An 18,103-nucleotide genomic window follows, 5' to 3' on the forward strand; every position below is an offset into this window, starting at 1 on the left:
CAACCCTTTATGACCGAGGTTATTCTCCCGTTAGAACAATCTGATCTTTCGTTCACCGCTTCGGGGGGCTCTTCTGTTCGCAGAAGCGTCCTCCCAAGCGGTGTTCGCATTTTGACTGAGCAAGTTCCAGGAAGCCAATCAGTCTCGGTCTCGTTTTCTGTGGCGGTTGGTTCCAGAGACGAAACAAACAATCACTTCGGTTCCACACACTTTTTAGAGCACTTGCTTTTCAAGGGCACCAAAACTCGAACCGCGATGGACATCGCAGTTGCCTTTGACTCGGTTGGGGGATCTTCCAACGCTTCAACTGGTAAAGAACACACTTCTTACTACGCCAAGGTTCAAGATAAGGCTTTGCCGATTGCGGTTGAGGTAATTGCTGACATGCTCACCTCGAGCCTGATCGACGAAACAGAATTTGAGAACGAGCGACCAGTAATTCTTGAAGAATTGGCGATGAACGACGATGACCCGCAAGATGTGGTGCACGAAGCTTTTTCGAGTGCCGTTTTGGGAGATCATCCACTGGGTCGACCAATTGGCGGAACGATCGAGACCATCACCGCCGTTTCACGCGCTGCGGTATGGGAGCATTACCAAAACAACTACCGTCCTCAGGATTTGGTTGTGGCGGCAGCTGGAAGCGTTGATCACCAGGAGCTAATCAAACTCGTTGAGCAAGGACTATCTGTTGCTGGCTGGGACCTAGGTCTACAAGCCAAGCCGGTACCAAGAAGACTGTTGAACCCTGCAAAGATTTCACGTGGCAGCAAGCTGAATGTCATTCACCGACCAATTTCTCAAGTGAACATCATGGTTGGTTCCGAAGGTTTGTATGTCGATGACCCAAGACGTTATGCAATGGGTGTTCTAAACACTGTGCTTGGTGGCGGAATGAGCTCGAGATTGTTCCAAGAGATTCGTGAAAAGCGCGGACTTGCGTACTCGGTTTACTCCTTCAATCAGGGCTACTCCGACGCCGCAACATTTGGTCTTTACGCCGGATGCTCACCAGCGAAAGCTAAGGAAGTCACCGAGCTTATGATCGCAGAGCTCGACAAGGTAGCTCAGAGCGGAATCACCTCAGAAGAACTAGCCCTTGCCAGAGGAAACATTTCAGGCTCATTAGCTTTGAAGTTCGAAACTAACCAGGCCAGAATGTCCCGGTTGGCAAGTGCCGAGATAGTGGCGGGGGAGTTTATGGACCTGGATGAAACCATTGAGAGATTTTCTGCCGTTGAACTTTCTCAGGTCCAGGCTCTCGCTCAGGACCTATTGAAACTGCCACGCTCAATAGTTGCGGTGGGCGATGTGACCGAAACCATGTTTGAAAGTTTTGTCCGCTAAGCGGTACTGGGTAAGTTTGTAGCATGGCAATCAAAATCTCGGTTATCGGCGCATCAGGTCGGATGGGCCAGCTCGCTCTTTCTTTGATCGAGCAAAACCCAGACCTAGAGCTTCACTCAGCTCTTAGCTCCCACAACTCTCCAGCTGAGGCTATCGGAGCTGACCTGCTGGTTGATTTGACGAAGCCCGATGCATCGGTTGCGATTGTGGATTTTGCAATCCAAAACAACATCAAGATCCTTGTCGGCACTAGCGGTTGGAGCAAAGACAAGCTCGATGCCCTCAGGGACAAAATGGTTGGCAAAAGTGCGACTGTCGTTGTTATTCCAAATTTCTCGATTGGCTCGGTTCTAGCAACCAAGTTTGCGGCAGAGGCTGCCAAGTATTTTGACGCAATTGAGATTATTGAAACCCATCACACCAAAAAACTCGACGCACCTTCTGGAACGGCGCTATTTACTGCGCAAGAAATTTCAGCCGCTAGAAAAGGTCGGGATGCTAAGCCGGTGACCCCAGGCAACCCCGCCCCGGTTTTCAACGGTGTGCCAATCACAAGTTTGAGAATCGAAGATGCTCATGCAGAGCAAGAAGTTTTGATGGCCGGTCCTAATGAAACTCTGTACTTCAAGCACGTCGTTGATTCGCACGAGGTCTACGCTCAGGGCTTGCTGCTGGCTATGCGAAAAAGCCCGGGCCGCACTGGTCTAACCGTTGGACTAATGAACCTGCTCGAGGAAAAGTAGTTGACCTCAGCTAAATTTGGCGCACTGGTTATGAGCGCTCTAGTGCTTATGTATTTGGTGCTGGTAGCTGATCGGTCATTTGCTCTTGTTGGTTCCGGAGAGCCAATCGGTATTGCAATCGGCTCCCTGATGCTGTTTTTACCAGCGGTTGCTTTTTGGGGAATCTTTATGGAGCTGCGTTTTGGTCTTCGAATCGAAAAGCTAGGCGATCAACTAAAAAAGGAAAACGCTTGGCCACAGTTTCCGTTTGAGCTTCGTCCCAGTGGCAGACCAACAAAGGAATCTGCTCAAGAAGTTTTCGAACAGTTTCGTCAAAGTGTTGAAGCGGATCAGACCAATTGGAAAGCTTGGTTTGCTCTTGGTTTGGCATATGACGCTGCAGGGGATAGGGCAAGAGCCAGGAAGGCCATGAGGCAGGCCATCACTTTGACTGGCAAGGGTCCAATTAGCTAGTTCCGTAAGGCTCGGCGCGGAATTGCCTTCGGGGTTTCGAGCCAGTAGCTAAGCTAGTGGGAATGTCTGACGTAATTTTTAGATCCGATGTCACGGTCGAACTGGTTCGAGCAAACGCTAGCGACCAGGACGTTCTTTTTGCTGCCCGAGTGTCTACTCAGGGTGAGCAGTCCCTAGAGGCTGCAACCGCAAACCAGGATGCCGAGACCGACAAGCGCGACCGAGGTCTAATCAATTACCTAATGCGTGATCGTCACGGATCACCGTTCGAGCACAACTCAATGACTTTCTACGTTCAGGCACCAATTTTTGTATTTAGAGAGTTTATGCGTCACCGCATTGCAAGCTACAACGAGGAATCCGGCCGCTACAAAGAGCTTTCACCTGTTTTCTATGTTCCAGGACCAGATCGCAACTTGGTGCAGACCGGTAAGACCGGTCACTATGAATTTCACCCCGGTTCTGCTGAGCAGATTGCTCTTGTTGAGCAAGAATCTCGGACTGCGTCAATTACGGCCTTTGCGTCCTACCAGCGCATGCTTGAGGCAGGGGTAGCAAGAGAAGTTGCTCGAATTGTTTTGCCGTTGAATATCTACTCGAGCATGTATGTCACCATGAATGCGCGTGCCCTTATGAACTTCCTGAGTCTTCGCACCAAGCGCGAGGGCACTCACTTCCCGTCCTACCCACAGCGTGAGATCGAAATGTGTGCAGAGAAGATGGAAGATGAGTGGGCAAAGCTCATGCCATACAGCTACGAGACTTTCAATCAAAACGGGCGAGTAGCACCATAACTTGCCCTTGGGCTAGGGTTTAGTCATGGCAAAAACCAACAAGGACATCTTCGGCCAAGTCTTGGTCGCCCTTGTCACGCCTATGACACCAGAAGGTGAAGTCGACTGGGCTTCGACTGAAAAGCACATCGATTACGTCATCTCCAACGGTGCCGACGGAGTTGTTGTCACTGGTACTACCGGTGAAACTTCGACACTTACCGATGCCGAGAAAATCAAACTTGTTGAGGTTGGAAAATCTGTTGCGGCTGGCAGGGCCAAGATAATCACCGGTGGTGGATCAAACGAAACCGCTCACGCGATGCAGCTATACAAGCAGAGTGAAAAAGCTGGCGCCGATGGCGTGATGATCGTGACTCCTTATTACAACAAGCCAACTCAAGCTGGAATCTTGACTCACTTCAGACTGATTGCTGATGCAACTGACCTGCCGGTAATTTTGTATGACATCCCAGGTCGCACCGGAGTCGCAATTTCTCAACAGACTTTCCACAGAGCCGCCAAGCACCCAAACATCGTTGCGGTCAAGGACGCAGTTGGCGATCTAGCACAAGCTTCCAGAATCATGAACGAAACCGACCTGATGTATTTCTCTGGCGATGACTCAAATGTTTTGCCTCACATCGCAATTGGTGCTACCGGCCTTATCGGTGTCACCGCAAACGTAGCCCCTGCTGCGTACCGCGAATTAGTTGATGCCACCAACCGTAATGATTTTCACCACGCGCTCAAGGTGCATAACGCTCTAGAGCCTTTGCAGCGCGCAATCATGACAAATGTTCCAGGAACAGTTGCTGCTAAGTATGTGCTTCACGGATTGGGTCAAATCGGCTCACCTCGTGTTCGACTTCCTTTGGTTGGTCCAGAAGACGATGAAGCCGCAAGAATTGAAGATGGAATTGAGAAGGTCGGAACAGTTCCGGGCTTGTCGTTTGCAAACTTTAGACCAGATAGAAATGCTGCCGCTGGCGGTGCGCTGCCGAAGGTGGCTGGCACAACTAGGTAGCGTCAAAGAAAGAAGACTGTGGTCCTAACCCTGCCTCATCCGGCTCCACTCAAAAAAGACGTTATGCGAATCATTCCACTAGGTGGAATTGGTGAAATCGGTCGAAACATGACCGTTTTTGAAATCAACGGCAAGATACTTATTGTTGACTGCGGAGTCCTTTTCCCAGAAGAACATCAGCCAGGCGTCGATGTGATTCTGCCTGATTTTGGCTACCTGAAAAATCGCCTGAGCGACATTATTGGAATATTTCTTACTCACGGTCACGAAGACCATATCGGGGGAGTGCCATACCTTCTTCGCATGAGAGCAGATATCCCAATCATCGGGTCAGCTTTGACACTTGCCTTTATCGAGGCCAAGCTCAAGGAGCACCGACTGCCTGCCTACACTCACACCGTTCGCGAGGGCGATGTTGAGGTTATGGGCGATTTCCAACTTGAGTTCATCGCTGTGAATCACTCGATTCCTGATGCTCTTGCTGTTTTGATCAAGTCCAAAGCTGGAACCATTCTGCACACAGGCGATTTCAAGATGGACCAAATTCCACTCGATGGCCGTATCACAGACCTTCGAGCCTTTGCCAGAATCGGTGAAGCTGGCCTTGATCTGTTTTTGTGCGACTCGACAAATGCCGACGTGCCAGGATTTACCCCTCTAGAAAAAGACATTGGTCCCGTACTGCACGATGTCATCGGACGCGCCACCAAGCGCGTGATTGTGGCTTCCTTTGCCTCTCACGTGCATAGGGTTCAGCAAGTAATTGATGCCGCCGTTAGCAACAACCGCAAGGTGGTGCTGGTTGGTCGATCCATGGTTCGCAATATGCAAATTGCTGCGGAGCTGGGCTTTTTGAAAGTTCCTGATGATTCCATCGTTGATTTGAAGGATGCAAACAAATACAAACATTCTCAGCTGGTGTTTATGTCCACCGGTAGCCAGGGAGAACCAATGGCTGGGCTATCGCGGATGGCCAAGTTGGAACATGAAATTGAAATCGCTGAGGGCGACACCGTGATTTTGGCAAGCTCGCTCATCCCTGGAAACGAAAACGCTGTCTACCGAGTTATTGACGGACTTACAAAGCTCGGAGCAAACGTAATCCACAAGGGAAATGCCAAGGTCCACGTCTCCGGTCATGCCGCAGCCGGGGAGCTGATGTACGTATACAACATCTTGAAACCTAAGAATGTTTTGCCAGTGCACGGTGAGTACCGTCACCTAGTTGCCAATGCCCGGGTTGCCGAGCAAACGGGAATCAGCAAAGACAACATCATTCTGGCTGAGGATGGTTTCGTAATTGATTTGAGCGATGGTGTAGCCAAGGTGGTTGGCGAAGTGGAGTGCGGTTTGCTCTACGTTGATGGCAAGACAGTTGGAACAATCACCGAAGAAGATTTGAAAGATCGCCGAGTATTGAGCGAAGAAGGATTCATTTCTGTTTTCGTTGTGGTGGATCCAAATTCTGGATTGATAACCGCTGGTCCTGAGATTAGGGCGCGGGCATTCGCCGAGGAAGATCACGTTTTTGACGATGTTAAACCTCAAATTGAAAAGGCCCTGCTGCAGGCAGCTAGGGAAGGAATAAGGGACACTCATTCACTTCAGCAAGTTATTCGCCGAAGTGTTGGTGGCTGGGTCTCTAAGGCTCATCGCCGTAAGCCCATGATCATTCCGGTGGTCATTCACGGCTAGCCGCCCTAGGTTCCGCGGGTTTTGGGCCGCCCGCTAGTAGTTTTGGAGCCATGGCAACCAGAAAATCGCCTCCCGCGAGAAAACGCGCCCCAGCCAAGACTCAGGTTCTAAAGCCCAAGGCTGAGGGTTCTTCACGTGCGCACCCACTGGTTCGTCTTTACTTGGCCCTGGCTCACGGATTCGGTGGAGCCGCCAGAGCGCTTTCTCCTGATCAGATTTCCAAAGAAGACCGTCGTGATGGTTTTCCATTCTTTATGGCAATTCTTGGCATTTTAGGCATCACCTTTGGCTGGTTCCTGATCCAAGAAAGCTGGGCTCAGACCTTGAACGCCTGGAGCTTTGGGCTTTTATTTGGCCCGGTGTCATTTGGCCTTCCAGTAATCATGATCATTTTCGCCATCTTCCTAGCTCGTCACCCTTCCACGGTGCAAGACAACTCTCGAATCGGAGTTGGTTTGTTCCTGATGCTAATTACTGTTTCAGGTTTCTTTCATCTGTTTAGCACTCAGCCTCAGCCAACCGATGGGGTTATGGCCCTTGCTGCAGCCGGAGGTCTTTTTGGTTGGCTGGTATCTATTCCTTTTATCTCAACAATTACTATCTGGGGTGCGGTTCCGGTTTTGGCCCTGATTGGATTTGCTTCGATTTTGATCATGACCAAAACTGCGCCAAACAAAATAGGTCAGCGTTTGGGTGAGCTCTATGAGTACTTATTCGGCTCTTCCCTAAAAGGCTCGCACGAAGTAGAAGAAGGCGAAGAAATCCCCGATGCCTTTGATGGCACCAAGGCGCCTTGGTGGCGCAGGGGCAAAAAAGACGAGGGCTCATTCGATTCGGCATTAGTAGTGCAGCAAGATGGAACCGATTTGGTTGAGGACTTATTTGATAACCCAACCCCAAGAACTCGGGAGATCCCGATTGTTCAGGAAATTCCAATTGAACCCGAGGCTTTGTTTGACGCTGAACCGGATGAGCAGCCGGTAGCTCAAGTTGGAAGAACCAATCGAACCTATAAGCTTCCGGATCAGTCTTTGCTGGGTGCTGGAACAGTTCCTAAACTTCGCTCTGAAGTAACGGATGAGGTTGTTGCATCCATCAGCGCGGTATTCAACGAGTTTGATATTGAAGCTACTGTGACTGGTTTTTCCAGGGGACCCACTGTGACAAGGTACGAAGTCGAACTAGCAGCAGGGGTAAAGGTTGAGGCCGTAACCCGCTTGGCAAGCAACATTTCTTACGCAGTAGCTTCCAACGAGGTTCGCATTTTGGCGCCAATCCCAGGCAAGAGTGCAATTGGTATTGAGATTCCAAATACCGATCGTGAGACCGTTTCGCTAGGGGATGTTCTAAGGTCGCAAAATGCCAAGTTGTCTCAGCACCCGCTAACCATCGGTATCGGTAAAGATGTCGAGGGTGGCTTCGTAGTTGCAAACCTGGCAAAGATGCCACATCTGTTGGTCGCTGGAGCAACCGGCGCGGGTAAATCTAGCTTCGTAAACGCCATGATTACTTCGATCTTGATGCGTGCAAAACCTGCCGAGGTAAGGCTGGTATTGATTGACCCAAAGCGAGTGGAGCTAGCGGCCTATCAGGGAGTTCCACATTTGATTACTCCAATCATCACTAACCCAAAGAAAGCTGCAGAGGCGCTGCAGTGGGTAGTGAAGGAAATGGATATGCGATACGACGATCTGGCATCCTTTGGCTTCAAGCACATCGATGATTTCAATCGGGCCGTCGTCGCAGGAGAGCTTTCGGTGCCTGAGGGTTCAACCAGAAAGCTTCAGCCCTACCCGTATCTTTTGGTAGTTGTTGACGAGCTTGCGGATTTGATGATTGTGGCACCGCGAGATGTGGAGGATTCCATTGTTCGAATCACTCAGCTAGCTCGTGCCTCGGGTATTCACTTGGTTCTTGCTACCCAGCGCCCATCGGTTGATGTTGTAACCGGTTTGATTAAGGCCAACGTTCCTTCCAGGCTTGCTTTCTCGGTTTCTTCCTTGACCGACTCTCGCGTGATCTTGGATCAGCCTGGAGCCGAAAAACTAGTTGGTCAAGGAGATGCCTTGTTTTCCCCGATGGGAACTAACAAGCCAATCCGTGTTCAGGGTGCCTGGGTCGGAGAGGCAGAGCTTCATGCCGTGGTGTCTCACGTCAAGCAACAGATGGAACCTGAATACCGAAGCGATGTTGCAGCTACAGTGACTGCCAAGGTTGTCGATGCCGACATCGGTGATGATTTAGAAGTGCTGCTTCAGGCAACCGAATTGATTGTGAATTCGCAATTTGGTTCGACCTCGATGTTGCAAAGAAAGCTTAGGGTGGGCTTTGCTAAAGCTGGTCGCCTTATGGATCTTTTGGAATCTAGAAACATCGTTGGGCCATCCGAAGGATCGAAGGCCAGGGATGTGCTGGTAAAACCCGATGAGCTAGCAACAGTTCTGGGTCAGCTTCGAGGGGATGTCCAGCAAACTATGGCGGTAGATTCTGGTGTTATCCGCACCCAGGGTGATGACGACGGCGATGAGGATGCGTGGCAGCTGACGGGCAGACCGTGAACCTACCAAACTCAATCACCGTAGCCCGAATAGCTCTTGCACCACTGTTTGTGTATCTGCTTCTGATTTCCCCTGATCCAAACTCTTGGCAGCACTGGCTAGCAACTTTTGTCTTTGTGTTTGCTATTTCAACCGATGGCATCGATGGTGCGGTTGCTAGAAGAACCGGCAAAGTCACTAATCTTGGCAAAATTCTTGACCCAATCGCCGACAAGGCGCTATTGGGAAGTGCGCTGGTAACCCTTAGCTATCTAGGGGAAATCGACTGGTGGATTACCATTTTGATTCTTTCGCGTGAAATTGCAGTTACTTTGTATCGAGTGATGGTTGTAAAAAACAAAGTAATTGCGGCAGCTGGTTCTGGAAAACTGAAAACTGTGCTGCAAGGTATTGGAGTAGGTGCGGTGCTTGCTCCATTTGAGGTTTGGGTGCCGTTCTGGAGTTTTGTTGAAGAAGGGTTGATGCTGGTTGCTCTTGCTTCAACTTTGATTTCTGGTGTTCAGTTTTTTGTGGCGGCGATCAAGAAGTGAGCAGTGCAGAGCAAATTCTTGATCGACTTCGATCTCAGGGCAAAAAACTTGTGGTGGCAGAGTCTCTAACCGGTGGATTACTCACCGCAGAGTTTTCGAAAGTTGCTGGAGCATCTGAAGTTTTGCTCACCGGAATAGTTGCCTACGAAACTTCTTTGAAGCATGAACTCCTCGGGGTATCCAAGGCGCTTCTTGAAAACCAAGGGGCAGTTGACCCTGAGGTCGCCGCTCAAATGGCAGAGGGTCTTAGGGTCAAGATTGCATCGAAACTTGGTTTGGATCTAGCTCTAGTTGTGTCGGTTTCAACCACCGGGGTGGCAGGCCCGAGTGAGCAAGACGGGAAAGCAGTCGGGGAGGTCTACATATGCGTGTCTAAGGGCACAGAAGACTCGGTTTCCAGCAACGTATTTGCCCACCAACTGGCTGGGGATAGGGCAAAAATACAGAATTCTGCGGTTTTGCTGGGACTTGGTCACCTGTGGGAAGAAATTGCGGAATAATCGAGTTGTCGCTAGTCAGAGATAAAGTAGAGCTTCGGAAGGAGGGTCAAATGACATTGGTTAGAACAGAAATTGGAGACGTACTCCGCGATTTTAGGCTTCAGAAGGGTCAGACTCTCCGCCAGGTAGCGGCCCGCGCCAGCGTGGCCCTAGGCTACCTGAGCGAGCTAGAGAGAGGCCAGAAAGAGGCTTCTTCAGAGATCCTCTCGGCAGTGGCCGAGGCCCTTGAGGTGCCGCTGTCGGTTGTCCTCCGTGAGGTTTCGGACCGCATTGCCCTAGTTGAAGGCGTTTTGCCTGAAGAATTCATGGCTCAGGCCACCGGAGCTCGAGAAGTGTCGGATTTGACCGTCCCGATCGGCTTTGTCCAGGATTTCAACGAGCAGCTTGAAAAAGACCTGCTCAGCGGCCGTATTTAGCCCGAGAAATAGCCCCAATTGCGCCTTAGCCAGTTCCATGAGCTGATGGCCGATGAGTTTGGCAAGCCCCAATCTGAAGTCCTGATTCGTGATTTAGCCCTTTTTGAGCTGGGGGATAAGACTGCCTCGGTTTTATTGGCCCAAGGGCAAGACCCCAGGCAGATTTGGCTGGCTATCTGCAGGGCCCAGCAGGTGCCTCAGGAGCGTTGGACCGGACTGGACAAAAAAGCTAAAAAACAACACGCCGAGTAAATAAACACTCGAAATCTTGTTCGAATCCTGCTATGGTTGCTCTAAGGCAGTTGAAAGCTCAGAGTTATACACAGATTGGTGTTTTGAGCCCATAAGTGTCGGTAGCCAAAAGTAATGTCGGAAGCATCACGAATCGAAAGAGGAACCAGAAGATGCCATCAGCTTCAGATCGCGAAAAAGCACTAGACACAGCTCTAGCCCAGATCGACCGCCAGTTCGGAAAAGGCTCAGTTATGCGCCTGGGTTCCGATGAGCGAGCACCGGTAGAGGTCATTTCGACCGGCTCCATCGCACTGGATGCAGCCCTTGGTACCGGAGGACTACCTCGCGGAAGAATTGTTGAGATTTACGGACCAGAGTCTTCTGGTAAGACCACCCTTGCCCTGCACGCAATTGCCAATGCCCAGCGCGCTGGAGGAATTGCTGCATTCATCGACGCCGAGCACGCCTTGGACCCGGAATATGCCAAGGCGCTCGGCGTTGACATCGATGCTCTACTGGTAAGCCAGCCAGACACCGGTGAGCAGGCTTTGGAAATTGCGGACATGCTGATTCGCTCAGGCTCGATCGACGTGATCATCGTTGACTCGGTTGCTGCACTGGTTCCAAGGGCAGAAATCGAAGGCGAGATGGGAGACTCACACATGGGTCTTCAGGCAAGACTTATGTCGCAGGCGCTTCGCAAACTAACCGGTGCCCTAAGCAACACAAACACCACCATGATCTTTATCAACCAGCTTCGCGAGAAGATCGGTGTCTTCTTCGGAAGCCCAGAAACTACCGCTGGAGGAAAGGCGCTGAAGTTCTACGCTTCGGTTCGACTCGATATTCGTCGCATTGAGACTCTAAAGGATGGCACCGAGGCTGTTGGAAACAGAACTCGCGTCAAGGTTGTCAAGAACAAGATGGCTTCTCCTTTCAAGCAGGCTGAGTTCGACATCATTTACGGTGTTGGAATCTCCCGCGAGGGAAGCTTGCTGGACTTCGGTGTTGAGCACGAGATTGTAAAGAAATCTGGTGCCTGGTACACCTACGAAGGCGACCAGCTAGGACAGGGTAAAGAAAACTCCAGAAACTTCCTGCTAGAAAACCCTGAAGTTGCAAATGACATTGAGAAGAAGATCAAAACCAAGCTTGGTGTTGGTGTTCCAAGAGCGGTTGCTGATCTTCCAGTTGATGAAGTACCGGCAGCACCTAAAAAGGCAGCTAGCGCGAGCTAATAATGCTCTCGTCGGTAGATAACCTCGAGGAACGTGCTCGAAACATAGTTCTGAAGCTACTCGAGCGAGGACCCAAATCCTCGTCCGAGTTGGCTGAGGCTTTAGAAAAACATGAGATTCCTGCGGCAATTGCCAATCAAGTCATTCAACGGTTCACAGAAGTTGAACTAATAGATGACTCGGCATACGCCCAGCAGGTAATCGATGCTTCCAGACGAACCCAAGGTCTAGCTCGCTCCATGGTCAAGAGGAAACTGGCCGACAAAGGACTAGATCAGGACCTAATCAACCAGGTTGCATCCGACATATCGGATGAGGACGAGTTGGCGGTTGCAACTGAGGTTGCAATAAAGAGGTTGGGCCAATTGGCCAAGTTGGCTCCAGAGGTTAGAAATAGACGTTTAGTTGGTTTCTTGCAGCGAAGAGGCTTTGGCTCAGGAGTAGTTTTTACCGCCATTAGGGAAGCAGAGGCCCACGCGGTAAAATCAGAATTCTGATGCTTACCCAAACCCGCAGCTACGAAGTTCGAACTTACGGCTGCCAAATGAACTCTCACGACTCCGAGCGACTCTCCGGGCTTCTCGAAGATGCGGGATACCTTCCTGGTGTGCCAGGAGAGACAGACGTGGTTGTATTCAACACCTGTGCAGTTCGTGAAAATGCCGACAATAAGCTCTATGGAAACCTCGGCACCATGCTTGCCAAAAAAGAAGCCAACCCCAATTTTCAGATTGCGGTAGGTGGGTGTTTAGCTCAGAAAGATCGCGACACTATCATCAAAAAGGCCCCTTGGGTTGATGTGGTTTTCGGAACGCACAACATGGGCTCCCTACCGACTCTGTTAGAGCGCGCTAGGCACAACCGCGAGGCTCAGGTTGAGATTATCGAGGCGCTGGAGACGTTCCCATCCAATCTGCCGACCAAGCGTGATTCTGTTTATGCCGGCTTGGTCTCGATTTCTGTTGGGTGCAATAACTCCTGCACATTTTGCATTGTTCCGCAGCTTCGAGGTAAGGAAAAGGACCGCCGGCCAGGCGAGATTCTGAGCGAAATCAAGGCACTGGTAGAAGACGGTGTGATTGAGATAACCCTGCTGGGACAAAACGTAAACACCTATGGCGTCGAGTTCGGCGAACGCGGCGCTTTTGCGAAGCTATTGAGAGCCTGCGGCGAAATTGATGGCCTAGAGCGGGTCCGTTTCATGTCACCTCATCCTGCCGCTTTCACTGATGACGTGATTGACGCCATGGTCGAAACTCCAAACGTGATGCCGCACCTTCACATGCCGCTGCAATCAGGCTCCAACGAAGTTTTGAAGAACATGAAGCGAAGCTACCGAAGCGATAAGTATCTCGGGATTCTTGATCGGGTGAGAAAAGCCATTCCCGATGCCGCAATCACTACCGACATCATTGTTGGTTTTCCGGGAGAGACAGAGCAGGATTTCCAGGACACCATGAGGGTTGCCACTGAATCAGCATTTTCGATGGCCTACACCTACCAGTATTCGATTCGTCCAGGAACTCCTGCCGGTGAAATGGCTAACCAGATTCCTAAAGAAGTGGTTCAAGACCGCTACGAGAGATTGATCGCACACGTAAATGAAATTGCTTGGCAAGAGAACAAAAAGCAGCTCGGTAAAAGCGTCGAAGTACTGGTCGCAAACCACGAGGGTCGCAAGGACTCCCAAACTCAAAGACTTACCGGCAGGGCTAGAGATAACCGCCTGGTGCACTTCGAAACCCCTGCAGGACACACAGATCCTCGACCGGGTGATCTCGTCACCGTCACTGTCACAGACGCCAAGCCATATTTCTTGTTTGCGGATCAACCAGCAGCTGGCTATTCAGTGCGTCCAACTCGCGCTGGGGATGCATTCGACAGGGGCAGTGCTTCTTCTTGCGCAACGGACTCCGCAAACGTCTCGAGTGTAAATCTTGGATACCCTACCCTTCGCGTCAAGTAAATGAGTTCACAGCTAATTGCCGTGGTTGGCGCCACTGGCACAGGAAAAAGTGAGCTGGCGCTTAGTATCGCTGAGTACATCAACAGCGTTGGACAAAAAGCCGAAATCGTAAATGCCGATGCTATGCAGATATACAAGGGCATGGACATTGGAACAGCCAAGCTTCCGCTCGCAGAGCGCCGAGGTATCACACATCACCTAATTGACGTGCTTGAGATAACTCAAGAATCCACAGCAGCTGAATATCAGAGGCTTGCCCGAGCGAAGATTCTTCAGCTCCAGGAATCCGGCATCATTCCAATCCTTGTTGGCGGATCGATGTTGTATGTGGCATCGTGCCTGAACAACTTTGAGTTTCCCGATAGAGACCAAGAGCTTAGAGCCCAACTGGAAGCCGAACTTATCGAGCACGGACCACTTCATATGCATACAAAACTTGCTGAACTCGACCAAATCGCAGCAAGCCGAATAATCCCCGAGAATGGGCGACGAATTGTCAGAGCCCTAGAGATTGTGATGATAACTGGCGAACCATTTGCAGCTTCATTGCCCGACGAAATTGAATCTTGGCAACCGGTTCTTGAATTTGGTCTCCGAATGGAACGAGAGCAACTTCTTCCAAGGCTTGAAAAGCGTGTCCAGAAAATGTGGGAAGAAGGACTCGTCGAGGAAGTGTCGTCATTGATCCCAGCTGGCTTTAGAGACAGCAAGACCGCATCAGTTGCCATTGGCTATGCGCAGGCACTGGGTGAGTTAGATGGCGAGCTAACCCGTGAAGAAGCTATTGCCTCAACGGTTCAGCTGACACAGCGCTATGCCAGAAGGCAAGTGAGTTGGTTCAAGCGAGATGATCGAATCAAGTGGCTTGAGGCGTTGGATACTGAGCTTTTGACAAAGGCAGTTGAGCTTATTGACAACGATGGCATCTTGGACAATCGGTCCTAGGCTTTATACATGTCCAAAATTGCGTTCACCAAAGGCCATGGCACTGGCAACGACTTTGTGCTGGTTCTGGACGCAGACGGTGCTCTGACGCTAAACAAAGGTCAGATTTCAAGGATTTGCAACCGCCACTTCGGCATCGGTGCAGATGGTTTTATTCGAGTGGTTAAGTCTGCACACCTTCCTGAAGGCAAGGCGATTTTGGCTGAGGAGCCAAACGCTATTTGGTTTATGGATTATTTCAACGCCGATGGTTCGGCAGCTGAGATGTGTGGAAACGGGATTCGTGTATTCGCAAGGTATTTGATTGAGCGCGGTTTGGCAACAATCACGGATGGCGCCACGCTTCCGGTCGGAACTCGTGATGGAGTAAAGGACATAACTAAATCCTCAAATGGTTTTGCAGTTGATCTGGGACGTTGGCGTCTGGATGGGGAATCTGAAGTAGAAGCATCTGGCCTGAAGGTAGCCAGGCCAGCTCAAGGAATTGATGTTGGCAACCCTCACGCTGTTGTTGCCCTAGCTAGCGATGCTGAGCTTTCGGCTCTTCGACTTATTGATGCACCCGTTATCAAACCGGTTCCAGAATCAGGTGCCAATGTTGAATTTGTGGTGCCAAAAGAACCAATGGTGCAACACGGAGTTGGACACATTTCGATGCGGGTATTTGAGCGGGGTGTGGGGGAGACTCTCTCGTGCGGAACTGGAATTGCAGCTGCCGCTCTTGCCACCCGGTACTGGGCCGGAGCCGACGCCCCTAATCAGTGGCAGGTAAGTGTTCCTGGTGGAGTAGTAGGAGTGAGAATGTTTGCTACCGAAGATGGCGAACACGTAGGAATTAGTGGACCAGCTGAACTCAGCTTTGACGGCGAGATCGATCTCGCTACTGTCTAGGAGTTCTTCTTGATTTTCAGAACTCGATAAGTCTTTATCGATGTGTACCTGGAAACTTCGAAATCTGAAGCTAGTTCTTCGGTTAGCCACTTCTGCAAGGAATCTGAACCCAAGTTTTTCTGGACAACCAGATAAGCCTCGCCTCGGGTTTCAAGCCTAGGAAGCCACAGCAAAAGCAATTCGTGGAGTTCTTTCTTACCGATTCGAATTGGTGGGTTAGACCAGATACCGCTAAATCGGAGATTAGCTGGCACCTGGTCAGGAAGCAATGCGGTGATGTTAGAAATTCCTAAACTCTTGGCGTTGGCCTGGGTTAGCTCAACTGAACGGGTGTTCACATCTACCGCCCAGACTTTAGTGTTTGGCCGAAGCTTGCCTAGATTCAGAGCAATCGGACCCCAGCCGCAGCCCAGATCTAGCAGGTTTCCAGAAGCCGGGGCTAGGTCCATTTGTTCGATCAGTACTTCGGTTCCAAAATCTAACTGCGTTGGACTGAATGTTCCAGAGGCGGTAGTGACATCAACTAATTCACCGGCAACGGGGATCTGGATTGCTTTAGGTTTTAGGGGACTGCTGGGTTCCTGTGAAAAGTAGTGGTCCTCAGACATGAGGTCAATCTATCCCAATTCTGATTACTAGTGTTGAAGCATGGAGCAAGAGCCCGAGCGCGCATCGTCGATGATTGATCGAATCCTTCGTCGCGACGAGCGAGCGAAGCGATTTGGCGCAGCCGATAACTCAAGTTTTGACGGCGATCAACTTGAGCTGGCCGAACGTGGTGCTCTTAAGCGTGTTGCAGGTTTATCAACCGAGTTGCAGGACATCACCGATGTTGAGTACCGACAGCTACGACTAGAGAAGGTTGTTTTGATTGGCATGTGGGGCAAAGGCACTTTGCAGGATGCCGAAAACTCCATGCGTGAACTTGCAGCCTTGGCTGAAACAGCTGGCGCAGAAGTACTCGATGGTTTGCTACAGCGCAGGGATTTCCCAGATGCTGCAAGTTACCTCGGTAAGGGAAAAGCCCAGGAGCTCAAAGCAGTGGTTGCAGCTTGTGGAGCAGACACTGTCATTGCTGACACTGAACTTGCTCCAAGTCAGCGAAGAAATCTCGAAGACATTGTGAAGGTAAAAGTCGTTGATCGCACCGCAATCATCCTCGACATTTTTGCCCAGCACGCTAAATCCCGGGAGGGAAAAGCCCAGGTCGAACTGGCTCAGCTTGAATACTTACTTCCTCGACTTCGTGGTTGGGGTGAATCCATGTCGCGTCAGGCCGGTGGTCAAGTCGGTGGTGGTGTCGGTATCGGATCGCGTGGACCTGGTGAAACCAAGATTGAGCTTGATCGAAGGCGCATCAATACCCGGATGGCAAAGCTTCGCAAGCAAATAAAGGAAATGGCGCCAGCTCGTGACACTAAGCGTTCGTCGCGAGCTAAGAATCAAGTGCCCTCGGTTGCTATAGCGGGGTATACCAACGCTGGAAAGTCATCACTTTTGAACCGCATTACCAGCGCTGGAGTGTTGGTCGAGAACGCTTTGTTTGCGACTTTGGATCCAACCGTTAGACGAACCGAGACATCCGACGGCAGGGAATACACCCTTTCTGACACCGTTGGTTTCGTCAGGAATCTACCCCACCAGTTGGTTGAAGCGTTCCGCTCCACGATTGAAGAGATTTCGCACAGCGACCTAGTGGTACACGTGGTGGATGCTTCGCACCCGGATCCTGGTAGTCAGATCCAAACCGTCCGCGATGTGCTTACCGAGGTTGAAGCAACCGACATCCTGGAGCTAGTGGTATTCAATAAGTGCGACTTGATAGACGAGACTGAAAAACTCGCGCTTCGTGGGATGGAGCCTGGCTGCCTGCTGGTGTCTGCATCAACAGGAGAAGGTATTTCTGAACTGCTTGAAAGAATTGAATTCTTACTTCCAAAGCCAGAACTTTTCGTGAAGGTGTTAGTTCCATACTCTAGAGGGGATCTTGTATCCAGAATCCATTCCGAGGGTAAAGTCGCCAAGCTAGAGCATCGGGAAACTGGAACTTATCTGGAGACGCTTGTAAAGCCAGGGCTTGCTAGTGAGCTTGAGAGCTTTGCCCTAGATACTTCTTAGGACCGCTACTACTTTTCCAAGAATCACAGCGTGATCACCAAGAATCGGTTCGAAGCTAGAGTTTCTAGGCAGTAGCCAGGTGTGGCCATCTCGCTGCTTGAAGGTTTTGACAGTTGCTTCTTCTTCCAGGAGGGCTGCAACGATATCACCGTTCTCAGCAGTTTGCTGCTGACGAACAACAACCCAGTCACCATCGCAAATGGCGGCATCAATCATTGATTCACCAACAACTTTGAGAAGGAATAGGTCGCCTTTTCCAACGAGCTGTCTTGGCAATGGGAAGATCTCTTCAATATTCTGCTCAGCAGTGATTGGCCCACCAGCTGCAATTCGACCAACCATTGGAACCATTGCTGCATCACCAATTGGCGTGACGTTTTCGACGTCTGCGCCTGGGTCAGCCTCGAGTCCGGCAACTTCGATCAACACGTCGATGGTGCGGGGACGCTTAGGGTCGCGGCTGATGTATCCGGCCAGTTCTAATTGGTTCAGCTGGTGCGTGACCGAAGAGGGAGAGGACAGGCCTACTTCGTCCCCGATTTCCCTCATGCTCGGGGCATAGCCCTTATCGAGCTTGGATCTCTGAATTGCCTGCAAAATGCGCTCCTGCATGGCGCTCAGGCTTGAAGCCCGGCGAGTCGGCTTTTTGGCGTCCATTTCACCCTCTCA

At 50.8% G+C, this 18,103-nt stretch carries 19 protein-coding genes; 17 read left to right on the forward strand and 2 right to left on the reverse strand.

What is annotated here, in order from left to right; all coding sequences use genetic code 11:
- Window positions 1-9 precede the first annotated feature (9 nt).
- The 16 genes from AC8GDC_RS02525 to dapF all read left to right on the forward strand — a co-directional run bounded on the left by AC8GDC_RS02525 (window position 10) and on the right by dapF (window position 15,316).
- Window positions 10-1,347, forward strand: coding sequence for a M16 family metallopeptidase (locus AC8GDC_RS02525; RefSeq protein WP_506558316.1), 1,338 nt, complete (start codon window positions 10-12; stop codon window positions 1,345-1,347).
- A gap of 23 nt (window positions 1,348-1,370) precedes the next feature.
- On the forward strand, window positions 1,371-2,090 hold the full coding sequence (dapB, locus tag AC8GDC_RS02530) for a 4-hydroxy-tetrahydrodipicolinate reductase (RefSeq protein WP_506558317.1): 720 nt from the start codon (window positions 1,371-1,373) through the stop codon (window positions 2,088-2,090).
- Window positions 2,091-2,543 carry a hypothetical protein gene (locus AC8GDC_RS02535; protein ID WP_506558318.1) on the forward strand — a complete coding sequence of 151 codons (453 nt, stop codon included), beginning with the start codon at window positions 2,091-2,093 and terminating at the stop codon, window positions 2,541-2,543.
- A gap of 62 nt (window positions 2,544-2,605) precedes the next feature.
- Window positions 2,606-3,337, forward strand: coding sequence for an FAD-dependent thymidylate synthase (thyX, locus tag AC8GDC_RS02540; protein WP_506558319.1), 732 nt, complete (start codon window positions 2,606-2,608; stop codon window positions 3,335-3,337).
- 25 nt (window positions 3,338-3,362) lie between these two features.
- Window positions 3,363-4,343, forward strand: coding sequence for a 4-hydroxy-tetrahydrodipicolinate synthase (gene dapA / locus AC8GDC_RS02545; RefSeq protein WP_506558320.1), 981 nt, complete (start codon window positions 3,363-3,365; stop codon window positions 4,341-4,343).
- Between the two features lie 63 nt (window positions 4,344-4,406).
- The gene (locus AC8GDC_RS02550; protein ID WP_506558455.1) at window positions 4,407-6,038 is read left to right on the forward strand and encodes a ribonuclease J; all 1,632 of its coding nucleotides are present in this window, start codon (window positions 4,407-4,409) and stop codon (window positions 6,036-6,038) included.
- A 50-nt stretch (window positions 6,039-6,088) separates the two neighbouring features.
- A complete protein-coding gene (locus AC8GDC_RS02555) occupies window positions 6,089-8,596 on the forward strand; it encodes an FtsK/SpoIIIE family DNA translocase (RefSeq protein ID WP_506558321.1) in 2,508 nt (835 codons plus the stop codon).
- On the forward strand, window positions 8,572-9,126 hold the full coding sequence (gene pgsA, locus AC8GDC_RS02560; protein ID WP_506558322.1) for a CDP-diacylglycerol--glycerol-3-phosphate 3-phosphatidyltransferase: 555 nt from the start codon (window positions 8,572-8,574) through the stop codon (window positions 9,124-9,126). The genes AC8GDC_RS02555 and pgsA overlap by 25 nt, the downstream gene beginning before the upstream one ends.
- Window positions 9,123-9,626 carry a CinA family protein gene (locus AC8GDC_RS02565; RefSeq protein WP_506558323.1) on the forward strand — a complete coding sequence of 168 codons (504 nt, stop codon included), beginning with the start codon at window positions 9,123-9,125 and terminating at the stop codon, window positions 9,624-9,626. The genes pgsA and AC8GDC_RS02565 overlap by 4 nt, the downstream gene beginning before the upstream one ends.
- 50 nt (window positions 9,627-9,676) lie before the next feature.
- Entirely contained in the window at window positions 9,677-10,042 is a 366-nt protein-coding gene (locus AC8GDC_RS02570) for a helix-turn-helix domain-containing protein (protein WP_506558324.1), read from the forward strand.
- Between the two features lie 45 nt (window positions 10,043-10,087).
- The gene (locus AC8GDC_RS02575) at window positions 10,088-10,294 is read left to right on the forward strand and encodes a DUF3046 domain-containing protein (RefSeq protein ID WP_506558456.1); all 207 of its coding nucleotides are present in this window, start codon (window positions 10,088-10,090) and stop codon (window positions 10,292-10,294) included.
- Window positions 10,295-10,446: 152 nt separating this feature from the next.
- Window positions 10,447-11,514, forward strand: coding sequence for a recombinase RecA (gene recA, locus AC8GDC_RS02580; RefSeq protein WP_506558325.1), 1,068 nt, complete (start codon window positions 10,447-10,449; stop codon window positions 11,512-11,514).
- 2 nt (window positions 11,515-11,516) lie between these two features.
- Window positions 11,517-12,011: a regulatory protein RecX gene (locus tag AC8GDC_RS02585; RefSeq protein WP_506558326.1), complete on the forward strand. Its 495-nt coding sequence runs from the start codon at window positions 11,517-11,519 to the stop codon at window positions 12,009-12,011.
- A complete protein-coding gene (gene miaB / locus AC8GDC_RS02590) occupies window positions 12,011-13,480 on the forward strand; it encodes a tRNA (N6-isopentenyl adenosine(37)-C2)-methylthiotransferase MiaB (RefSeq protein WP_506558327.1) in 1,470 nt (489 codons plus the stop codon). Before AC8GDC_RS02585 ends, miaB begins: the two co-directional genes overlap by 1 nt.
- Window positions 13,481-14,425, forward strand: coding sequence for a tRNA (adenosine(37)-N6)-dimethylallyltransferase MiaA (gene miaA / locus AC8GDC_RS02595; protein WP_506558328.1), 945 nt, complete (start codon window positions 13,481-13,483; stop codon window positions 14,423-14,425).
- Between the two features lie 9 nt (window positions 14,426-14,434).
- Entirely contained in the window at window positions 14,435-15,316 is an 882-nt protein-coding gene (dapF, locus tag AC8GDC_RS02600) for a diaminopimelate epimerase (protein ID WP_506558329.1), read from the forward strand.
- Here the strand turns inward: dapF and AC8GDC_RS02605 are convergent.
- Window positions 15,313-15,924, reverse strand: coding sequence for a class I SAM-dependent methyltransferase (locus AC8GDC_RS02605; RefSeq protein WP_506558330.1), 612 nt, complete (start codon window positions 15,922-15,924; stop codon window positions 15,313-15,315). The genes dapF and AC8GDC_RS02605 overlap by 4 nt on opposite strands.
- Window positions 15,925-15,964: 40 nt before the next feature.
- Between AC8GDC_RS02605 and hflX the strand changes: the two genes are divergently transcribed.
- On the forward strand, window positions 15,965-17,434 hold the full coding sequence (gene hflX, locus AC8GDC_RS02610) for a GTPase HflX (RefSeq protein WP_506558331.1): 1,470 nt from the start codon (window positions 15,965-15,967) through the stop codon (window positions 17,432-17,434).
- Here hflX and lexA read toward each other — a convergent pair.
- Window positions 17,420-18,091 carry a transcriptional repressor LexA gene (gene lexA / locus AC8GDC_RS02615; RefSeq protein WP_506558332.1) on the reverse strand — a complete coding sequence of 224 codons (672 nt, stop codon included), beginning with the start codon at window positions 18,089-18,091 and terminating at the stop codon, window positions 17,420-17,422. The two genes, hflX and lexA, sit on opposite strands and share 15 nt — an antisense overlap.
- Window positions 18,092-18,103: the final 12 nt, after the last annotated feature.

It is taken from the genome of Rhodoluna miladensis (SeqCode) (assembly GCF_965234705.1).
Lineage (GTDB): Bacteria > Actinomycetota > Actinomycetes > Actinomycetales > Microbacteriaceae > Rhodoluna > Rhodoluna miladensis.